This window comes from Bacillus sp. ISL-77 (assembly GCF_018613105.1).
Genome location: NZ_JAGGQY010000049.1, coordinates 44,595 through 63,986 on the forward strand (window position 1 = coordinate 44,595; position 19,392 = coordinate 63,986).

The following is a 19,392-nucleotide window of genomic DNA, read 5'->3' on the forward strand; positions in this document are numbered from 1 at the left end:
CCTAAAACCAATTTATAGCACGAGGGGGGAACACGTGTGAATTTAGTATTAATGGGGCTTCCAGGTGCCGGAAAAGGTACTCAAGCTGAAAGAATCGTCGAAAATTACGGCATCCCTCATATCTCTACTGGAGATATGTTCCGTGCAGCGATGAAAGAAGGAACAGAACTAGGTTTACAAGCGAAATCATTCATGGATAAGGGCGAACTTGTTCCTGATGAAGTAACAATCGGAATTGTTCGTGAACGATTAAGCAAGGAAGATTGTCAAAAAGGATTCCTTTTAGATGGCTTTCCTAGAACTGTACCTCAAGCAGAGGCGTTGGAAAATCTTTTAGTTGATTTAAATAAAAAAATTAACTATGTAATTAATATTAATGTGGATAAGGATTTATTAATGGAACGTTTGACAGGGCGTCGTATTTGTAAAGAATGTGGTTCTACGTATCATTTAGTTTTTAATCCTCCAAAACAAGAGGACGTATGCGATCGTTGCGGCGGTGAGTTATACCAAAGAGCGGATGATAATGTAGAAACTGTTCAAAATCGTTTAGACGTAAATATCAAACAACAAGAACCATTATTAACTTTTTATGAAACAAAAGGTTATCTTCGCACGATTGATGGTCAGCAGGATATTAACAAGGTATTCGCTGATATCGAGCAATTACTTGGGGGCTTATAATGATCATTTGCAAAACCCCTAGGGAAATTGAAATCATGCGCGCGGCCGGGCGGATTGTGGCCCTTACCCACCAAGAGTTACAAAAACATGTAGCTCCTGGGATTACCACAAAGGAATTAGACATGATTGCTGAAGAATTTATTCTCTCACAAGATGCATTTCCTTCGTTTAAAGGGTATAATGGTTTTCGCGGCAGCATTTGTACAAGTGTGAACGAAGAACTTGTTCATGGAATTCCTGGTAATCGTGTTCTCAATGAAGGAGACATTATTAGCATCGATATCGGTGCTAAGTATGAAGGTTATCATGGTGATTCAGCTTGGACCTATGCTGTAGGAGAGATTGATGATAATTCCCAGCATTTGCTGAAGGTAACAGAGGAATCTCTTTATCTAGGCATAAACGAAGCAAAACCGGGCGAGCGACTCTCGAACATCTCCCATGCGATTCAAACGTATGTGGAAGCAAATGGCTTTTCTATTGTACGCGAGTATGTAGGACACGGAGTAGGGCAAGACTTACATGAGGAACCTCATATTCCACATTTTGGTCCACCAAACAATGGTCCGCGTCTTATGCCTGGAATGGTACTTGCTATTGAACCGATGGTAAATGCCGGAAGCCGATATGTGAGAACATTGACTGACAATTGGACAGTTGTAACTGTTGACGGCAGGCGTTGTGCGCATTTCGAGCATACGGTTGCGATCACTGATGCAGGATTTGAAATCCTAACCAAATTATAAGTTTTGTGTGGATTTCAATAGTTGTTATCAATTCTGATCCGTTTTTAGGTAATTTGTAATATTTACTGAGGACAGAATGCTGCTCAATATGTTAGAATTGAAAGGTTGCAGGACGACATACGAGCGAATAGCTTTGCTTGCTCTACCTAGTTTGAATAAACGCAATCCTGAAAATAGAAGGGAGACGAGATCGATGGCCAAGGATGATGTAATTGAAATTGAAGGTAAAGTCATTGAAACATTGCCAAATGCAATGTTTAAGGTAGAATTAGAAAACGGTCATACCGTGCTAGCGCATGTTTCTGGTAAAATACGAATGCATTTCATTCGGATCCTTCCGGGTGACAAAGTGACTGTTGAGCTTTCTCCATATGACTTAACACGCGGAAGAATTACTTACCGCTTTAAATAATGCTTGCACTCCGTACTACTAAGGAGGTTAGGATAATAATGAAAGTAAGACCATCTGTTAAACCGATCTGCGAAAAATGTAAAGTTATCCGTAGACGCGGAAAAGTTATGGTTATCTGTGAAAACCCTAAACATAAACAAAAACAAGGTTAATTTTGAAGGAGGTGCGCATTTTCTATGGCACGTATTGCTGGTGTAGATATTCCACGTGAAAAACGTGTAGTTATCTCTTTAACTTACATTTATGGAATTGGTAAAAATACTGCACAAAAAGTACTAGCAGAAGCTGGTGTTTCTGTAGATACACGTGTACGTGATTTAACAGAAGACGAATTAAACAAAATCCGTGACATCATCGACAAATTAAAAGTTGAAGGTGACCTTCGCCGTGAAATTTCTCTTAACATTAAGCGTTTAATGGAAATCGGCTGCTACCGCGGATTACGTCATCGTCGTGGTTTACCAGTTCGTGGACAAAATACGAAAAACAACGCTCGTACACGCAAAGGTCCTCGTAAGACTGTAGCGAACAAGAAGAAGTAATCGGTAAAGGAGGTTAATTTAAATGGCACGTAAAACGAATACACGTAAACGTCGTGTTAAAAAGAATATTGAAGCTGGTATCGCTCATATCCGTTCAACATTTAACAATACGATTGTAACAATTACTGATGTACATGGTAATGCAATTTCATGGTCAAGTGCTGGTGCTCTTGGATTTAGAGGTTCTCGTAAATCTACACCATTTGCTGCACAAATGGCGGCTGAAACAGCAGCTAAGACTTCCATTGAACATGGTATGAAAACTTTAGAAGTTACTGTTAAAGGACCTGGTGCAGGACGTGAAGCTGCAATCCGTGCTCTTCAAGCTGCTGGTCTAGAAGTAACTGCAATTAAAGACGTTACACCTGTTCCTCATAATGGATGCCGTCCACCAAAACGTCGTCGTGTTTAATTTTTCTGTATAGATTTTGTATCATGCGTCTATAATGGGATATGATACTAATTTTTTGCACTCTTACAGAAGATTTATTCCAGTTGTTGTGCACAAAACGGGAACGTATACATGGGGACTTTTAATTAGCAAATATGCTGATTTAGAGTTTCGACGTTTTGAAGGAGGGTTATTTGATGATCGAAATAGAAAAACCAAAAATCGAAACGATTGAGATCAACGATGATGCTAAGTATGGCAAATTCATCGTAGAGCCACTTGAGCGTGGATATGGTACCACTTTGGGTAACTCCTTACGTCGTATCCTATTATCTTCACTCCCAGGTGCCGCGGTTACATCGATTCAAATCGATGGGGTACTTCATGAGTTCTCAACAATTGAAGGCGTCGTAGAGGATGTAACATCCATCATTTTAAACATTAAAAAATTAGCTTTAAAAATCTACTCTGATGAAGAGAAGACGCTTGAGTTTGATGTACAAGGTGAGGGTCCAGTTTTAGCTGGCAATATTACTCATGATAGTGATGTTGAGGTTTTAAATCCTGAGCTTCATATTGCAACATTAGCTGCAAATGGTCATCTTCGCATGCGTTTGTCTGCTAGACGTGGACGTGGATATACACCGGCTGTTCAAAACAAAAGAGAAGATCAACCGATAGGTGTTATTCCAATTGATTCTATTTTCACGCCAGTTTCTCGCGTACAATTTCAAGTAGAAAACACACGTGTTGGTCAAATGTCTAATTTCGACAAGCTCACACTTGATGTTTGGACAGATGGAAGCACTGGGCCAAAAGAAGCGATCGCTCTTGGATCCAAAATTTTGACCGAGCATTTGAATATCTTCGTTGGTTTAACTGATGAAGCTCAAAATGCTGAAATCATGATTGAAAAAGAAGAAGACCAAAAAGAAAAAGTCCTTGAAATGACTATTGAAGAACTAGATCTTTCTGTTCGTTCTTATAATTGCTTAAAGCGTGCTGGAATCAACACTGTTCAGGAATTAGCGAATAAGACTGAAGAAGATATGATGAAAGTTCGTAACTTAGGCCGTAAATCACTTGAAGAAGTGAAGGCAAAACTAGAAGAGCTTGGATTAGGCTTGCGTAAAGACGACTGATTTGTATATCGTAATACACATGCGTTAATCCGTTTAATGACTTCAACAAAGGAGGGAACCCTTCATGGCATACAGAAAGTTAGGACGCACAAGTGCACAGCGTAAAGCTATGCTACGTGATTTAACTACAGATTTAATTATCAATGAGCGCATTGAAACAACAGAAACTCGTGCGAAGGAAATTCGTGTGACTGTTGAAAAAATGATCACTTTAGGTAAACGTGGTGATTTACACGCTCGTCGTCAAGCTGCTTCATATGTTCGTAACGAAGTTGCTGATGCTGAAAATAATACAAGTGCAGTACAAAAACTTTTCGCTGATATCGCTCCGCGTTATCAAGAGCGTCAAGGTGGATACACTCGTATTATGAAACTTGGACCACGCCGCGGTGACGGTGCACCAATGGTTATTATCGAGTTAGTTTAATATATCTTTAACAGACAACAAGGGCGCTGGACAGTTTACAAACAAACTTGTTCTTTGCCCTTTTTCTGTAAGTGAATCTTATATCAAGATGACCCAAGCCAAAAAGAGTGTTACGATGAGCGTAACTCCAATTCATTGGAGAAAATCTAAAAGTCCTACTTGATATCTTGTAACTTTTTATGTGACTTGATTTCTTGTATCTTTTATCATCTCGCGCTATTGTTGTGCAGATTGAATTAAATACGTCTCGTCTAGCTCATGCACCTCCTCTCATTTCTTTTATAGAAATTCCTTAAACTGCAGTTTACAGAGAAACTGCATAGGGACGAGGTGCAGGCTTTTTTTTATATGTAAAAGAAATAATGAGCGGAGAATAGTTTAGCTGAGAGGAGGAATTATCTGTGAAAAATTCAATTGTATCTCTTAATGGAGTATCTTTTCAATATGACGCACAAGATCGTTATGCACTAAATAATGTCTCTTTTGATATATATGAGGGGGAATGGCTTGCGATTGTCGGTCATAATGGGTCAGGCAAATCCACGATGGCAAAACTCCTAAATGGGCTGCAATTTCCACAAACTGGTGAGATTACAGTTTGCGGTATAAAGTTGGATGAAGAGTCAATTTGGGATATCCGTAAAAAATTAGGGATGGTCTTTCAAAACCCTGACAATCAGTTTGTTGGAACGACAGTACAGGATGATGTGGCTTTTGGTCTAGAAAATAACGGCATTCCTAGAGACGAAATGGTTCAAAGAGTCGCGGATTCGTTAAAGAGAGTTAAGATGGATAAGTTTCTATATCAAGAGCCCCACCATCTATCAGGCGGACAAAAGCAACGTGTGGCAATAGCTGGTGTGCTAGCTTTACGGCCATCGATCATCATACTTGATGAGGCAACTTCCATGCTTGATCCAAGAGGACGCGAAGAGGTATTAGAGACCGTCCGATTATTAAAAGAAGAGAAATCATTGACCGTTATCTCGATTACACATGATTTAGAAGAGGCGGCTAAGGCGGATCGAATCATCGTCATGAACAAAGGGGAGGTCTTCCGGGAGGGTACACCTGAAGAGATTTTCTCTATGGATGAACAATTGGTTCAGTTAGGGTTAGATATTCCTTTTTCAGTGAAAATGACGAAAGCATTAAGGAATCATGGAATCGATCTATCTAGGCACTATTTATCGGAAGAAGAGTTGGTGAAAGAGTTATGGACATCTCGCTCAAACATGTAGATTATCGTTATCAAGTCAATACTCCTTTTGAACGACTGGCCATTGAGGATGTGTCTATTGATATTCCTTCAGGTGTGTATATGGCGATTATTGGTCATACCGGTTCAGGGAAATCAACAGTCCTGCAGCATTTAAACGCTCTCCTTCAACCAACAAAAGGAACAGTAGCAATTGGTGAACATGAAATTAAAGCTTTGCAAAAAAATAAGAACTTAAAAAAAGTCCGGCAAAAAGTTGGCATCGTCTTTCAATTTCCTGAACACCAATTATTTGAAGAGACGGTGGAAAAAGATATTATTTTTGGGCCGTTGAATTTTGGGGTTTCTGAAACAGCAGCAAAGGAAAGGGCACGGGTTGCTTTAAAACAAGTGGGTCTAGAGGAAGATATACTAAATAAATCACCGTTTGACCTCTCTGGTGGACAAATGCGCCGCGTCGCAATTGCAGGAGTACTTGCAATGGAGCCCGATGTTATTGTCCTGGACGAGCCTACTGCTGGATTAGACCCAAGAGGCCGAAAAGAAGTTATGGATATGTTCTTTTCTCTCCATAAGGAAAGAAAGCTCTCTACCATTCTTGTTACACATAGTATGGAGGATGCTGCTAGATACGCAGACCAAATTGTGATTATGCAGCAAGGGAAGGTTGTCAAAAAAGGAACACCAGAGGAGATATTCTCTGCGCCGACTGAGCTGGTTGAAATGGGACTTGATGTTCCTGAAGTGGTTCGGTTTCAACTTAAGCTTGAGGAGAAACTTGGCATGAAATTAGAGAAAATTTTTCTAACCATTGATGAGTTGTCTACTGCTGTTACTAAGGTAATAAGTAGAGGTGTTCACTCATGATGGAAAAAATGATTTTTGGACGCTATGTCCCGTCAGATTCTATTATTCATAAAATGGACCCTCGTTCAAAATTAATGATCATCTTTCTTTTTGTTTGTGTTATTTTTTTAGCAAACAATGTCGTAACCTATGCACTTATTGGAATCTATACTTTTTTAATGCTTGGATTGTCGCGGGTCCCGGTTCGCTTTTTATATGGCGGTCTTAAACCAGTCATCTGGCTCGTTCTTTTTACCTTAGTGCTGCAACTGTTTTTCACAAAAGAGGGTACCCTTTTATTTGAACTAGGTCCTGTAAAAATTTATGAGGAAGGGGTCAGGCAGGGGATTTTTATTTCCTTACGATTCTTTTTCTTAATATTAATGACGTCACTGTTGACGTTAACCACCACCCCAATTGAGATTACCGATGGCCTTGAAACGCTGTTAGATCCTTTAAAAAAGGTCCGTTTCCCTGTTCACGAAATGGCATTAATGATGTCTATTTCCTTAAGGTTCATTCCAACACTTATGCAGGAAACGGATAAAATAATGAAGGCGCAAATAGCCCGTGGCGTTGAGTTTGCTAGCGGTCCTTTTAAGGAACGCATCAAAGCCGTCATTCCACTGCTTATCCCATTGTTTGTCAGTTCCTTTAAACGAGCGGAGGAATTAGCGATCGCGATGGAGGCTAGAGGATATCAAGGCGGGGAAGGAAGAACAAAATACCGGGAATTATCCTGGAAAATTGCTGATTCCTTACAGATGGGGCTATTAGTCCTTCTATCGATCCTACTATTTTTATTACGTTCATAATGGAGCGAAACCATGGCAAGGTATAAATGTATTATTTCCTATGACGGGTCGGGCTTTTCCGGCTACCAGGTCCAACCAAATAAGCGAACCGTACAGTCTGTATTAGAAGATGTTTTATCAAAAATGCATAAGGGTGATATGGTGAAAGTCGTCGGCTCAGGTCGAACGGATGCCGGTGTTCACGCAAAAGGACAAGTCATTCATTTTGATTCACCACTACTAATTCCAGCTGACAAGTGGGAGAAAGCATTGAATTCCATGCTGCCTGAAGATATTTCCGTTCTAAAGGTTGTTCCTGTCACCGAGTCCTTTCATGCCCGCTTCGACGCGAAAGGGAAGGAATATCGCTATGTTCTTCATTTATCTCAAAAAAGAGATCCCTTTCAGCGGAAATTTGCTTATCAATATCCATACCGTTTAAATTTACAGGCGATGGAGCAGGCAAGTAAACTTTTCCTTGGTACACATGACTTTACTAGTTTTTGTGCGGCAAAGACGGAAGTAGTTGATAAAGTTCGAACGATTGAATCGATTGACTTTACACGTAAGGATGAGTCACTGACAATCCGTTTTGTTGGAAATGGCTTTTTGTATAATATGGTGCGTATTTTGGTTGGAACTTTATTAGAGGTCGGATCGGGTGAACGCAGCCCTGAGGATATTCCGATAATATTAGCCCATAAAGACCGGAGGCTATCGGGAAAGACAGCTCCAGGTCATGGTTTATATCTTTGGGAAGTCTTTTATGAATAAAATGAGCTAAACAACTTCACCTGGTGTAACATTTTCTTGACATATTGACCTGCAGGTTTTATTATATTAGATGTGCGTGTTTTTAATCCCACGATAAAGCCCCGGAAAGTCTTCATCGTGATTGAAAATATATGAATACAAACTTAACCGCACAAGGGTATTAGAAGTTGATTCCCGGAACAGAATCGAACTCTAATTGCTTTGAAAGTGCGAAAACAATAATCTTTTATGGATTTAAATTAGGAGGGAAACTCATGCGTACAACGTTTATGGCAAATGCCAACACTATCGAGCGTAAATGGTACGTAATTGATGCTGAGGGCAAAACTCTTGGACGTCTTGCTTCTGAAGTAGCATCAATTTTACGTGGTAAAAACAAACCAACTTTTACACCACATGTTGACACTGGTGATAATGTAATTATTCTTAATGCTTCAAAAGTAGAACTTACTGGAAAGAAATTAACTGACAAGATTTACTACCGTCACACAATGCATCCAGGTGGTTTAAAAACAAGAACTGCTCTAGAAATGCGTACTAACTATGCTGAGAAAATGATCGAGCTTGCTGTTAAAGGTATGCTTCCAAAGAATTCTCTTGGCCGTCAAATGTTTAAAAAATTACATGTATATGCTGGCAGCGAACATCCGCACCAAGCACAACAACCTGAAGTTTACGAACTTCGCGGTTAATAAAGAGGGAGGGAATTAACTTGGCACAAGTTCAATATATCGGTACAGGTCGCCGTAAAAGTTCTGTTGCACGCGTACGTTTAGTACCAGGCACAGGTAAAATTATTGTAAATAGTCGTGAAATTGAAGATTATATCCCATTTGAAGCATTACGTGTTGTTGTAAGACAACCATTAGTAGCTACTGAAACAGTTGGAAGCTATGATGTTCTTGTAAACGTAAGCGGCGGTGGATACACTGGTCAAGCTGGCGCAATCCGCCACGGTATTGCTCGCGCATTACTTCAAGCTGACCCTGAATTCCGTCCAACATTAAAGCGCGCTGGATTATTAACTCGTGATGCACGTATGAAAGAACGTAAAAAATACGGTCTTAAAGGTGCTCGTCGTGCGCCTCAGTTCTCAAAACGTTAATTTTTGGCGTTTCAAAGGCTCTCAACCAATTTGGTTGGGGGTCTTTTTTATGCCTAAAAAGTGCTTTTGACCACATTTTGATCACGAAAAATTTTTTTGACCACATATCATGGCTCAATATACTTTTGAAACTTTTAAGCGGTGAGTAACAAATTAAAAAAACGAAGAGGTAAATCTTCGTTTTTTTCCACTATGTCCTTGTTTTAACATTTGCTGCAATTCATATTTTAAGCAAAGTGCTGTGCCAGTTAAATCAACTGAGATTAAACGATTCTAATAATTTTCATCAAATTCAGCAGCCGGTTTGTCATCTGGAGTTAGTGCAGCGTTATTAACGGCTACATCTAATTTATTTACTTAAAAAAATGTTAGCACAGATCAAGGGCTGATCTGTGCTAATAATTATTTTATGACAATAAAGGTAACCCCTTACTATTGTTGAGGTGCGGAAGGAGTTGAAATACTTTGTAATGCCTGTTCTGCCTCGTTTGCATATTGATTTTGTACTGCTAGATCACCTAAAGCAACCATTCCTACTATTTGTCCATTTTCGATTACCGGCAATCGGCGAATTTGCTGCTGTGCCATCAAATTTGCTGCTTGATGGACATCCATATCAGGTGTACCTTGTACGATCTGCTGTGCAGTCATGACTTGAGATACTGGTGTTTGTGGATCTTCTCCTTGTGCTGTAGTACGAAGGGTAATATCACGATCCGTTACAATTCCAACCATTTGTCTGCTGTTATTGATTACTGGGATAGCTCCGATATTATATTCGCTCATTAATGCTGCAGCTTCCTGTACGGTCTGTGTTTCGTTAACTGTAAGAACATTTGATGTCATGATATCTCTTAATTGTGCCATGAAATTACCTCCAAATATGTTTTTCCTTTATAGGATGGGTAACATTGGCGATATTATTAATGGTAACTTTTTTCTATATATCAGCTGCACTTAAAATATGAATAATGGACATGTCCAAGATTGCCAATGATTTGAGATTGATGGCTTCCGGTCCTCGCATAGGACTCGGCGAGATAACATTACCTGCACGTCAGCCTGGTTCTTCATTATGACGGGGTTTTAGTCTACTAATTGGTTTTTTACTGCATATAAGGCGGCTTGTGTCCGGTCAGCCAATTCGAGTTTCGCCAAAAGGTTTGATACATGGGTTTTTACTGTTTTTTCGGTGATGAATAACGAGGCTGCAATTTCTTTATTGCTTTTTCCGTTGGCAATTTCTTTTAAAACATCCAACTCTCTTTTCGTTAATTCCGCTAGTAAATTCTTTTCTTGCTTGTTTTTATTGGACAAATTGGCAAGTAAATGAGAGGTAGCCTTTGGGTGGAGCTGGTTTTCTCCGCCAATGATTTTTTTAATGGATGTGACCAGTTCATCGGGCTGGATATCTTTTAACTGGAACCCTGAAGCACCGGCTTCGAGCGCTGGAATGACATGATCCTGGTCGGAAAAGCTCGTCAACATCATGATTTTGATGTCTGGCTGTTCTTTTTTAATAATCTTTGTGGCTTGGATTCCGTCCATTTCCGGCATCACCAGATCCATTAAAATAATATCTGGCTTCAGTAATTTTGCCTGATCAACCGCTTCCTTGCCATTGGCGGCTTCCCCGATAATTTCAAGTTCTTTTTGGGTCCGAAGAAAAAAGACTAGACCTCTTCTGACGACGTGATGGTCATCGGCGATTAGTACGCGGATACTCACTGAGTTCTCCTCCTTAATACGGTATATGAATTTCTATTTCTGTCCCGCTTCCTGGTTTGCTTTTTAAATGAAATTGGCCATTTAATGCCTCTGTCCGTGTTCTCATGCTTTGTAATCCCAATGAGGGGATCTCGAGATTTTCTCCAAAGTGGAAGCCGCAGCCGTGATCCTTGATGGACATGACAACCTCATCTTTGGCAGCATGAAAGGTGAGGCTGGTTTCTGTGGTCTGGGAGTGCTTTTTACAATTGGCCAGAGCCTCTTGGCCGATGCGCCACAATGCTTCCTCGACCGTTCCTGGAATGCTAGCAGCTCCTGTGATGTTTGCTTCAATGGACAGTCCGAGCATTTCTGCATAACTTTTCAGGGCACTTACTACTCCATTCTCCAATCCAAGCGGTCGCAGCTGCCAGATTAATGCTCTCATTTCGCCAAGCGCTTCCTGCGCTAAATCCTGTATATAGCCAAACGTTTGTTTCACTTCATCCTGCTCTGTCATTTCCACTCCAGCCCTCGCTGTAAGGCTTAAGGAAAATAACAGCTGATTAACAGAATCATGAAGATCTCTTGCAAGCCGATTCCGCTCAGCGACCAGTGCTGTTACTTGTTCCCGCTGGGTAAGTTTGATCCGTTTCAGCGCCGTGCCGATTTGATACGCAACGGCTTCCAGTAATGCGAGTTCCTTCTTTTGAAAATGGGTTTTGTAGGGCGAACCTACATTTAAGATCCCGAATCGTTCATTTCCAGCTCCGAGCGGGACAGTGGCATGATGGGTGAGACCGCATGTTTCACCAGCCTGATCTTCTAGGGCATCTTCAATCCGTTTACATTCCATAATATTGGTGGCTTTGTTCAATCTCTTAGTGTTGTATTTATTGACGCACCAGCATCCACCCTGACACATCCTCTGATTATCGTTATTCGCCAAAGCAGGCGGCAGGGCTTCGTCGGCTGCAAGATGATGCGTTCCATGTTCATCCAATAAAAATATCCAGCCTGTTTGAAGTCCCGTCACTTGAAGAAGCCTTTTCAACACTCCAGACAATACGTCATTTGTATCGGTTCCTTCATTTAATAGTTCAGCGATTTCCTTTAAAATGCCGATATCTTTATTCTCTTCCGACATACATTCTCCTCCAGCGTCCTGCATTTACTGTTATTATAGCTTATTAGGTGGTTTGTTTCGCTTCCTTTGAACTTAGAAAAGCTGCCTTTTCTGATGCTTTTTGCCTCCTTTCGTCATAAGATTAGATTCATATCCCCAAACTCATGCCATAGATAGCCGGCTTTGATTGCATAATCATATGCCTGTAGTAAATGGTGCTCTGATACAAAGGTGGACAACATATCGAGATGACTTGCTTGTGGCTCATGAAGCCCCGTAATGATTCCGTCAACTATTTGTAAAGGATAGTGTGGATCGATATAGAGATTTGTCACCCCTGAAAGGGCCCCGTTTTTAGCGGCCGTCTCGAGCGCCCGAACTACTGTTGTACCAACGGCAATGACTCTTTTGCCAGATGCTTTCGTTTGGAGGATCCGTTCCATAATTCGTTTAGAGATTTGATACTCCTCTTCATTCTCTTCGGGTGACTGGTGCCACCTATCATCAAGTGAATAGCTTAACCCGGTATGCAACTGGATAAAATCAAGCTGGATGCCTTTGCGCTTCATTTTAAAAATGAGCTCCCAGCTAAAGGCTCTGCCTGCCGAGGGCATTTCGACTGAACCAGGATGGCTGGCAAAAACGGTTTGATAGTAATCCAGGTCCCATGGCTGTTCAATATATTCATATCGGACCGGTTCACCGAGGTCATAGATACTATTAAATAACTCTGTGCCTTTTTTCGTAAATTGTATGGTCTTAAGTGGCGATTTCTCTTTCTCGCCGATTACGATTGCTGACAATTCCGGGGAAAAGTCTAGCCGATCGCCTGTTTTAACAGGGTTAGCTACAATTACCGCATCCCACAATTCTTTACGACGGCGCCTTGCCAACCTGACTTCCACTTTGGGTGCGATTGTTTTGTTGTTTCTTGACCATTTACCTTGTAATACCGCGGGAATGGTTCGGCTATTATTGGCTATGACCAGATCCCCAGGCTGAAGGTAATCTGCCAAGTGGAAGAACTGGTCATGCTTGATTTCTCCCGTAGACCGGTCCAGTACCATCATCCGGACATGATCCCTTCTTAAGCCTCGTTTTTCAGGGGGATGGGATGCATTTAATTCATCAGGTAGATAAAAATCTAACGCTTTGGTCGCCATCATGACACCTCCCCAGACTGGGCCTCAAACCGCTGGCCATTAATTCCTGCAGATTTATCTGATGCCAGATATAAAAATATATCAACAATATCCTCGGGTTTTGCTAATGGGTAATCGCAATTAGGAACGGCCAAGTGGTGCATCTCTGTGTCCATTTCGCCCGGGTCGATCATGTTAACCCGTACGTTTGTCTCACTCAATTCATCCGCCCAGGTTTGGGTAAGGCCCTCAACGGCAAATTTGGATATCCCATATGCACCCCATCCTGCATAACCGGTGTGGCCGGCTTCAGAAGTCACATTGATAATGGATCCTTCATTCCGCTCAAGCATCCCCGGAATCACTCTTCTCGTTACGAGAAATGGCGAAATCGAATTAACCCACATCACCTCGGCAAATTCCTCTTCTGGGTAATCGAGTAGTAATGGCATTGGACTAGGGCCCAATATCGATGCATTATTAATCAGTACATCAATATGACCATAGGTTTCTTCTGCCATCGCTATGAACCTTTCCACATCCCGTGATTTGGAAATATCAGCAGTAACCGCCAATACCTCGGCACCTAAGTTTTCAGCTTCGTCTTTTACTTTTCGAAGGCTTTCTACTGATCTCGAGCAAATCGCAAGCCGAGAACCTTCTTTTGCAAAAGCCAGTGTTAACGCCCTGCCCAATCCTTTAGAGGCACCAGTAATCATTACAACTTTATTTTTCATTTCTGTCTCTCTCCTTTGTTTCTTGATGTCTTAAGCATACTGGTTTCTGGAAATTCCCCCCTCGGAAAAAAGCTTGAAGTTTATCTACAACTTTAGGATGAGGAGAGGTGAATTTACTTGTTCGGGGAGTTATCGAAACAACAGGAAAAGTGGCATTAACCTCTTTTAAAGAGGGGGAGGTTCCATTTGCCGAGGAAAGGGGAAAAAGAGCCTCGGCGGTAAATGAAAAAGGTCTCCATTTACCGAGGAAAGAGGGAAAAGCGCCTCGGCGGTAAATGAAAAGGGTCTCCATTTACCGAGGAAAGGGGGAAAAGCGCCTCGCCGGTAAATGAAAAGTGTCTCCATTTACCGAGGAAAGAGGGAAAAGCGCCTCGCCGGTATATGAAATAGGGTTCCATATCCTTAATAAAAAACAAGGCCCCTCTACGACAAATGGAAGGGCGTTTAATTGGACATAAAGTGAAGTAGGAGATGGCTTTAATCAATTATTATTCAAAATACCTATGTTGCCTTTCTCCAACTGACTTATAGTTTTGCATTAGAATTCTTCGTATCGTTTTTCTAGACCCAACCACTCCACACCAATCATGAACCAGATTCGTTGTAATTTTTAAATCAGGGAAAAGCAGCACTAACTCCTCCACGCAGCGTAGGACAACTGAATCGACCAACTCCTCGTGCCCGCATTTATCACACACCAAAATTATCTTATTATCCACAACTGAAGTTATTAACGAGTGACAATCTGCGCAAAGAGGCCCCTTTTGCAATTGACCATAGCTATAAGGCGGAAAACGAGTATAGGGGGAGTCGGTTTGATGCAGTAAGATTAATTGGTCAGCAAGCATTTTGTGGCGGTTCGTTAGTTTTGACGGGATTCCGTTTAATTTTTGCATCAGGCTATTAAGCTGAGTGGGATGTATAATGGGTTCGTTTAATGGGGCTTGATATAAGGTGAAATTTTTGTTGACAAAGGCCACGTCACCTTCAATAGGTAAATAAAAGCCAAGATTTTTAAGTAAAGGGCGGAGGAGTGATTTACTACGATTTAATTGGTGAAATGGATTTCTTATTTCATCCTTAGATAATTTAGGATAGAAATTTCCTAATTCATACCTATAATCTCCCTCATAGTTTTTTACTTCGTACGGGTAGACGGTATGCTGAGAAATGATTAATGTATCAATTTGAATAAATGATTTATTCTGCTCGAGGCACAAATCATTTATTATATAAAGTTCATTTTCCAATTTCATTGTTAACCGGTCAAATTTCAACTCTCCCTGGTAGCCCTTTTCTAGGTACACTAAATGTTTCTTATCTTTTGGCGATAAATCCATACGTGCGTTTAAAGATAACAGTGTTCTATATTCTTTTGACATCGTCCGGGGTTTTACGATCATTTTCCACTTCCTCTCATTTTTTAACACTCCACCTTAATTTTACAAAAAGCAACATAAAAATTGTTTGAATCATTTGTTAACAATTATTTCTGCATGAACAAATCCATCGGATAAAAATTGGCAACTTATAACGGTCAGAACTTTGCATTTCTTCTGAACCACAGATAAAGAATAGTTCTAAGAGGTGAAAAGTAGTGACAGTAATTACGACCTTTAAAGAAAAAAAACGGGAAAAACAAATAAAATATGAGCGTTCCGTCCTTCGGGAGTTATCGATCAATACATTAAAAGAACGAGTCCAACAATACTTTGGCTCTACAAAAATTGCCTCCAGCCTAATAATGAATACAGGCATAGAAGAAGCGTGCTATGACATTGCCCTTGAAGCCTTTTTATTGGGGGCAAAATTCAGCAAGTTTGGTTATTATGGAGAAGACTTAGATGAGGTTCGCAAACGCTGCTATCGAGAAGAAAAACATTTAATTGATACCCTATATAATTTTTTCCTTTATTGGGGAAGCGGTGAAGAGGGTACCATGAGTGAATCACTTTATTACCTATGTGAGCAATATATTCATATCTGGTGGAGAGAAGGCTATGAAAAGGGGCAAAGGCGCCACAAGCTCCGTCTTCACTAACGTCCATCATTTCTTCCTGTTCTAAATCCCCCCTTTGTCCCATATAGTTTAGTGAAAAGGGACGAGCGGGAAGGAATGATCTGGGTGTCAAAACGAAGATTAAAAATCATAAGTTTTATTGTGGGGCTATTTGTCTTATTTTTCGTTTTACAATACGATTTTGCTCAAGATGACTCGTTAAATGCGTGGAACCTTCCATTGTCGGGAAAAATCATCTTACTTGACCCGGGCCATGGCGGTCCAGATGGCGGTGCTGGAACGGGTCAAACATTGGAAAAAGACATTGCCTTAAAGATTACTAAGAAGGTCAAGGATTACCTGCAAATGCAAGGTGCCCTTGTGATTATGACGAGAGAAACAGATACAGACTTAGCCGATTCGGATACAAGGGGTTACAGTAGAAGAAAAGTTGAAGATTTAAAAAATAGACTAAAAATGATCAATAACGGTGATAACGATTTTTTTGTCAGCATTCATTTAAATGCGATTCCTTCTGCCAGGTGGAGCGGAGCACAAACCTTTTATGCTCCACATTTTAAGGAAAATGCTAAGGCAGCAAAATTCGTCCAAGAAGAACTTCGAAAAAACTTAGAGAACACCACTCGCAGAGCCAAACCAATCAATAATGTGTATATATTAAAGAATGCAAAGAAACCGGGTATTTTAGTTGAGGTGGGCTTTTTGTCCAATCCAGCAGAAAAGGAAAATTTAAAAAAGGATGCTTACCAAGAAAAAATTGCGATATCCATCTATCAAGGAATTACTCGTTATTACACGAATGAAAAAGAATTAGTTGAACCAGATTATTGAAGGCGGGATAACCCCTTCTATTTTTTTGCAAAAAGTTGGATTCAACCTATAAAGTACGTGTGATTCAATTAACTGTTTCCGGGCGTGGTTATGATATACTGAGAGATGGAAACGAATTCAAATGTGAGGTGCTTTTTTATGTTAACAGAAGAAAGAGTCCATGAGGTTCTAGGCAGCCTCAAAGAACCATTTTTACATAAAACATTAGCTGAATTAAATGCTATTGTTGAAATAAAAGTAAAAGAAGAAAAAAATCATGTCAGTGTGAAGGTGGCCATCGCGAAGACAGGTACAGCTGAACAGCTCCAACTGCAAACACAAATTGTCAATTTGTTAAAAGAAGCAGGAGCGGCATCGGTTGGAATCCGTTTTAGTGAACTTCCTGAAGAAGTGTTAGCAGCAAACCGTCATGCACAACCAGAAAGTAATGATACCAACCTGCTTCATTCAAATAATACCACTTTCATTGCGATCGCAAGTGGAAAAGGCGGAGTTGGTAAATCAACTGTTTCGGTTAACCTCGCCGTTGCACTAGCACGTCTAGGCAAAAAGGTTGGACTAATTGACGCGGATATCTATGGATTTAGTGTTCCAGATATGATGGGAATTACAGAAAGACCTGTTGTTAGAGGCGAAAAAATAATTCCTGTTGAACGTTTTGGAGTACAAGTCATTTCAATGGGCTTCTTTGTCGAGGATAATTCACCTATTATCTGGCGTGGACCGATGTTAGGGAAAATGTTAAACAGTTTCTTTAATGAAGTAGAATGGGGCGAGATTGAGTATTTACTTTTAGATTTACCACCTGGAACAGGGGATGTCGCATTAGACGTTCATACGATGCTTCCGACATGTAAAGAAGTTATTGTGACAACACCACATCCAACTGCTGCTTTTGTAGCAGCACGTGCTGGGGCAATGGCTCTGAAAACTGACCATGAGGTTCTTGGTGTCATTGAAAACATGGCTTATTTTGAAAGTAAATTGACCGGGGAAAAAGAATATGTATTTGGACAAGGCGGCGGTGATAAATTAGCGGAAGAATTGAATACTGAAGTTCTTGGCCGTCTTCCTCTAAATCAGCCTGATTGGAACGATGAAGACTTTGCTCCATCCGTTTATCAAGAAAATCACCAGATTGGAAAAGTGTACCTTGAAATAGCAGAAAAAGTAACAGGATTGCTAAAAAATAAGTAGATGAATAAAAATTGAAGCCTCTCCTATGTGGAAAGGCTTCTATTTTTGATAAGAAAGCATTAATCTTTAAACCGGATACCTGTTTGCCCTCAGCTCCCTTGGTGGCTTTAGCTGCCTTTTTTTGCCGCTGCTTTACTATTCGCTTCCTCGGCTGCCTTTAAGAGCAATTCTTGTATTTTCGCTTTAAATAAAGGACTATCTACCGTTTCCGTAATTACTTTCTGGAGATGCTCGCGGTATTCTTTGCTTTTTAGAGCATCTGCCAACTCTTTTTGTATTTCAGGCTCTTTAAAAACTTCAATCATCATTCCTCTATATTCAGGGTCATTCATTAATTCCTTTAGTAACTTTTTATTTTCAGTTTTCAAATTTTTAGAAATGCTTTGTGCAAATTTGGGATCACTGAATGTTTCTTTCCAATATTGTTTTGCTTTATCAGAAGTTAGTGTTTGCTCGATGGTGTCAGAGACCACCTTTTGGTCCATAACTAGTTTTTCCTTCATGCTATCACTTGACATCACATCTTGGATTGCTTTCTTACCATCATCCGTTTTGAGAATATCAACGACCATTTTTTTCGTTTCTTCGTAATCAATTTGTCCTCCGCTGCTGGCATCATTGGGAGAACAACTTGTCAGGAACACCATGATGGGCAGGAGGAGCAACATGCTTTTTGCTTTCATTAATAAGCCCCTTTCACATAAAATCCTTAAGTTTAGCATGTAGTAACTGCTGAAAGATTATTCGTAAGGAATCATAAATTATGGATTTTTCAAATTTGGCTTGGTACAATCATAATGTTATTTATTTTTGTAGTATGGAGGTTTATAGTGTGACGAGCCGTAATTGGGTAAAACTATTTTTGAACACATTATTAGTTGGCGGACTCACAACGGCTATTGTGGGCTTTATTGTTCGTTGGAATGAGTTTCAGCCCTATTTTACTGAATTTAAACTCATTGATATTTTATCCACATTAATTTGGTTAATTGTCATGGGCTTTCTGTTTAGTGTCATCAGCCAAATGGGCTTTTTTGCATATTTAACAGTTCACCGTTTTGGTTTAGGAATCTTTAAATCTGTTTCACTTTGGAATGCTGTTCAAATTGTCCTGATTCTATTTGGTTTATTTGATTTAGTTTATTTACGATACGAAAATTTTGCTGACTCAAAAGATACGCTTCTGCCTTATTTTGGTCCCGCTATCCTTCTTTTAGTCGTTGGTCTAATTGTTGCGTGGTACAAAACGAAACAGACAAATAAAGATGCGTTTATTCCTGCCATGTTCTTTATGATTGTGGTTACGTTAGTTGAGTGGGTTCCAGTTCTGCGTGTCAATGAAAAGAGCTGGCTTTACCTGATGATGTTGGCGTTGCTTGCATGTAATGCCTATCAATTATTAATTCTTCATAAATTAAACCTCCAATCTGAGCAGGAAAGACAAAAAAAGGCGAGTCAATCGCCAGGTAAATCAAAAAATAATAAACAAGCAAATATGAAAAAGACAAAAAAACCGTCCATTTAATATAGAGGCCACTGAAAAACTTCAG

At 40.2% G+C, this 19,392-nt stretch carries 26 protein-coding genes and 1 pseudogene; 20 read left to right on the forward strand and 7 right to left on the reverse strand.

Annotated features, from left to right (window positions below):
• The first annotated feature begins 36 nt into the window (after positions 1–36).
• The 14 genes from J7E77_RS20200 to rpsI all read left to right on the forward strand — a co-directional run bounded on the left by J7E77_RS20200 (position 37) and on the right by rpsI (position 9,082).
• The gene (locus tag J7E77_RS20200) at positions 37–684 is read left to right on the forward strand and encodes an adenylate kinase (protein WP_214716674.1); all 648 of its coding nucleotides are present in this window, start codon (positions 37–39) and stop codon (positions 682–684) included.
• On the forward strand, positions 684–1,430 hold the full coding sequence (gene map / locus J7E77_RS20205; protein ID WP_214716675.1) for a type I methionyl aminopeptidase: 747 nt from the start codon (positions 684–686) through the stop codon (positions 1,428–1,430). Before J7E77_RS20200 ends, map begins: the two co-directional genes overlap by 1 nt.
• A 193-nt stretch (positions 1,431–1,623) precedes the next feature.
• Positions 1,624–1,842, forward strand: coding sequence for a translation initiation factor IF-1 (gene infA / locus J7E77_RS20210; RefSeq protein WP_007085268.1), 219 nt, complete (start codon positions 1,624–1,626; stop codon positions 1,840–1,842).
• Positions 1,843–1,880: 38 nt separating this feature from the next.
• On the forward strand, positions 1,881–1,994 hold the full coding sequence (gene rpmJ, locus J7E77_RS20215) for a 50S ribosomal protein L36 (RefSeq protein WP_000868344.1): 114 nt from the start codon (positions 1,881–1,883) through the stop codon (positions 1,992–1,994).
• A 24-nt stretch (positions 1,995–2,018) separates the two neighbouring features.
• Positions 2,019–2,384, forward strand: coding sequence for a 30S ribosomal protein S13 (gene rpsM, locus J7E77_RS20220; protein WP_214716676.1), 366 nt, complete (start codon positions 2,019–2,021; stop codon positions 2,382–2,384).
• A 22-nt stretch (positions 2,385–2,406) separates the two neighbouring features.
• A complete protein-coding gene (rpsK, locus tag J7E77_RS20225) occupies positions 2,407–2,796 on the forward strand; it encodes a 30S ribosomal protein S11 (protein WP_075689916.1) in 390 nt (129 codons plus the stop codon).
• Between the two features lie 176 nt (positions 2,797–2,972).
• A complete protein-coding gene (locus J7E77_RS20230; RefSeq protein WP_214716677.1) occupies positions 2,973–3,917 on the forward strand; it encodes a DNA-directed RNA polymerase subunit alpha in 945 nt (314 codons plus the stop codon).
• A gap of 64 nt (positions 3,918–3,981) precedes the next feature.
• Entirely contained in the window at positions 3,982–4,344 is a 363-nt protein-coding gene (gene rplQ / locus J7E77_RS20235) for a 50S ribosomal protein L17 (protein WP_088085003.1), read from the forward strand.
• Between the two features lie 401 nt (positions 4,345–4,745).
• A complete protein-coding gene (locus J7E77_RS20240) occupies positions 4,746–5,585 on the forward strand; it encodes an energy-coupling factor ABC transporter ATP-binding protein (protein ID WP_214716678.1) in 840 nt (279 codons plus the stop codon).
• On the forward strand, positions 5,561–6,430 hold the full coding sequence (locus tag J7E77_RS20245; RefSeq protein WP_214716679.1) for an energy-coupling factor ABC transporter ATP-binding protein: 870 nt from the start codon (positions 5,561–5,563) through the stop codon (positions 6,428–6,430). The genes J7E77_RS20240 and J7E77_RS20245 overlap by 25 nt, the downstream gene beginning before the upstream one ends.
• A complete protein-coding gene (locus J7E77_RS20250) occupies positions 6,427–7,224 on the forward strand; it encodes an energy-coupling factor transporter transmembrane component T family protein (protein ID WP_214716680.1) in 798 nt (265 codons plus the stop codon). The genes J7E77_RS20245 and J7E77_RS20250 overlap by 4 nt, the downstream gene beginning before the upstream one ends.
• Positions 7,225–7,236: 12 nt before the next feature.
• The gene (truA, locus tag J7E77_RS20255) at positions 7,237–7,977 is read left to right on the forward strand and encodes a tRNA pseudouridine(38-40) synthase TruA (protein ID WP_214716681.1); all 741 of its coding nucleotides are present in this window, start codon (positions 7,237–7,239) and stop codon (positions 7,975–7,977) included.
• A gap of 254 nt (positions 7,978–8,231) precedes the next feature.
• A complete protein-coding gene (rplM, locus tag J7E77_RS20260; RefSeq protein WP_088085008.1) occupies positions 8,232–8,669 on the forward strand; it encodes a 50S ribosomal protein L13 in 438 nt (145 codons plus the stop codon).
• Positions 8,670–8,689: 20 nt separating this feature from the next.
• Positions 8,690–9,082, forward strand: a complete 393-nt coding sequence (rpsI, locus tag J7E77_RS20265) for a 30S ribosomal protein S9 (protein ID WP_088085009.1) — start codon at positions 8,690–8,692, stop codon at positions 9,080–9,082.
• Between the two features lie 432 nt (positions 9,083–9,514).
• Here rpsI and J7E77_RS20270 read toward each other — a convergent pair whose 3' ends face one another.
• Positions 9,515–9,949 carry a CBS domain-containing protein gene (locus J7E77_RS20270; protein ID WP_214716682.1) on the reverse strand — a complete coding sequence of 145 codons (435 nt, stop codon included), beginning with the start codon at positions 9,947–9,949 and terminating at the stop codon, positions 9,515–9,517.
• A 77-nt stretch (positions 9,950–10,026) separates the two neighbouring features.
• On the opposite strand from J7E77_RS20270, the pseudogene J7E77_RS20275 reads away from it, so the two are divergent.
• Positions 10,027–10,158: pseudogene (locus tag J7E77_RS20275) on the forward strand (lyase family protein); the annotation flags it as partial.
• Positions 10,159–10,168: 10 nt separating this feature from the next.
• On the opposite strand, the gene J7E77_RS20280 reads toward J7E77_RS20275, so the two are convergent.
• The 4 genes from J7E77_RS20280 to J7E77_RS20295 form a co-directional block, all read right to left on the reverse strand.
• The gene (locus tag J7E77_RS20280; RefSeq protein WP_308160715.1) at positions 10,169–10,810 is read right to left on the reverse strand and encodes a response regulator; all 642 of its coding nucleotides are present in this window, start codon (positions 10,808–10,810) and stop codon (positions 10,169–10,171) included.
• A 13-nt stretch (positions 10,811–10,823) separates the two neighbouring features.
• Positions 10,824–11,936, reverse strand: coding sequence for a GAF domain-containing sensor histidine kinase (locus tag J7E77_RS20285; RefSeq protein ID WP_214716683.1), 1,113 nt, complete (start codon positions 11,934–11,936; stop codon positions 10,824–10,826).
• 113 nt (positions 11,937–12,049) lie between these two features.
• Positions 12,050–13,078, reverse strand: coding sequence for an S-adenosylmethionine:tRNA ribosyltransferase-isomerase (locus J7E77_RS20290; RefSeq protein ID WP_251028133.1), 1,029 nt, complete (start codon positions 13,076–13,078; stop codon positions 12,050–12,052).
• Positions 13,078–13,794: an SDR family NAD(P)-dependent oxidoreductase gene (locus tag J7E77_RS20295; RefSeq protein WP_214716685.1), complete on the reverse strand. Its 717-nt coding sequence runs from the start codon at positions 13,792–13,794 to the stop codon at positions 13,078–13,080. Before J7E77_RS20295 ends, J7E77_RS20290 begins: the two co-directional genes overlap by 1 nt.
• Positions 13,795–13,901: 107 nt before the next feature.
• On the opposite strand from J7E77_RS20295, the gene J7E77_RS20300 reads away from it, so the two are divergent.
• Entirely contained in the window at positions 13,902–14,069 is a 168-nt protein-coding gene (locus tag J7E77_RS20300; protein ID WP_214716686.1) for a hypothetical protein, read from the forward strand.
• 213 nt (positions 14,070–14,282) lie between these two features.
• Here J7E77_RS20300 and J7E77_RS20305 read toward each other — a convergent pair whose 3' ends face one another.
• Positions 14,283–15,197 (reverse strand): nuclease-related domain-containing protein, encoded by a 915-nt coding sequence (locus J7E77_RS20305; protein WP_214716687.1) that lies wholly within the window; start codon positions 15,195–15,197, stop codon positions 14,283–14,285.
• Between the two features lie 194 nt (positions 15,198–15,391).
• Between J7E77_RS20305 and J7E77_RS20310 the strand changes: the two genes are divergently transcribed.
• The 3 genes from J7E77_RS20310 to J7E77_RS20320 all read left to right on the forward strand — a co-directional run bounded on the left by J7E77_RS20310 (position 15,392) and on the right by J7E77_RS20320 (position 17,842).
• Entirely contained in the window at positions 15,392–15,835 is a 444-nt protein-coding gene (locus J7E77_RS20310) for a YbaK family protein (RefSeq protein ID WP_168241537.1), read from the forward strand.
• Between the two features lie 84 nt (positions 15,836–15,919).
• Positions 15,920–16,645 (forward strand): N-acetylmuramoyl-L-alanine amidase CwlD, encoded by a 726-nt coding sequence (cwlD, locus tag J7E77_RS20315; protein ID WP_308160716.1) that lies wholly within the window; start codon positions 15,920–15,922, stop codon positions 16,643–16,645.
• A 138-nt stretch (positions 16,646–16,783) separates the two neighbouring features.
• On the forward strand, positions 16,784–17,842 hold the full coding sequence (locus tag J7E77_RS20320; RefSeq protein WP_214716689.1) for an Mrp/NBP35 family ATP-binding protein: 1,059 nt from the start codon (positions 16,784–16,786) through the stop codon (positions 17,840–17,842).
• Between the two features lie 107 nt (positions 17,843–17,949).
• Here the strand turns inward: J7E77_RS20320 and gerD are convergent, their stop codons facing one another.
• Positions 17,950–18,525, reverse strand: a complete 576-nt coding sequence (gene gerD, locus J7E77_RS20325; protein ID WP_214716690.1) for a spore germination lipoprotein GerD — start codon at positions 18,523–18,525, stop codon at positions 17,950–17,952.
• 149 nt (positions 18,526–18,674) lie between these two features.
• On the opposite strand from gerD, the gene J7E77_RS20330 reads away from it, so the two are divergent.
• Complete coding sequence (locus J7E77_RS20330) at positions 18,675–19,367, forward strand: KinB-signaling pathway activation protein (protein WP_214716691.1); 693 nt, start codon at positions 18,675–18,677, stop codon at positions 19,365–19,367.
• Positions 19,368–19,392 lie beyond the last annotated feature (25 nt).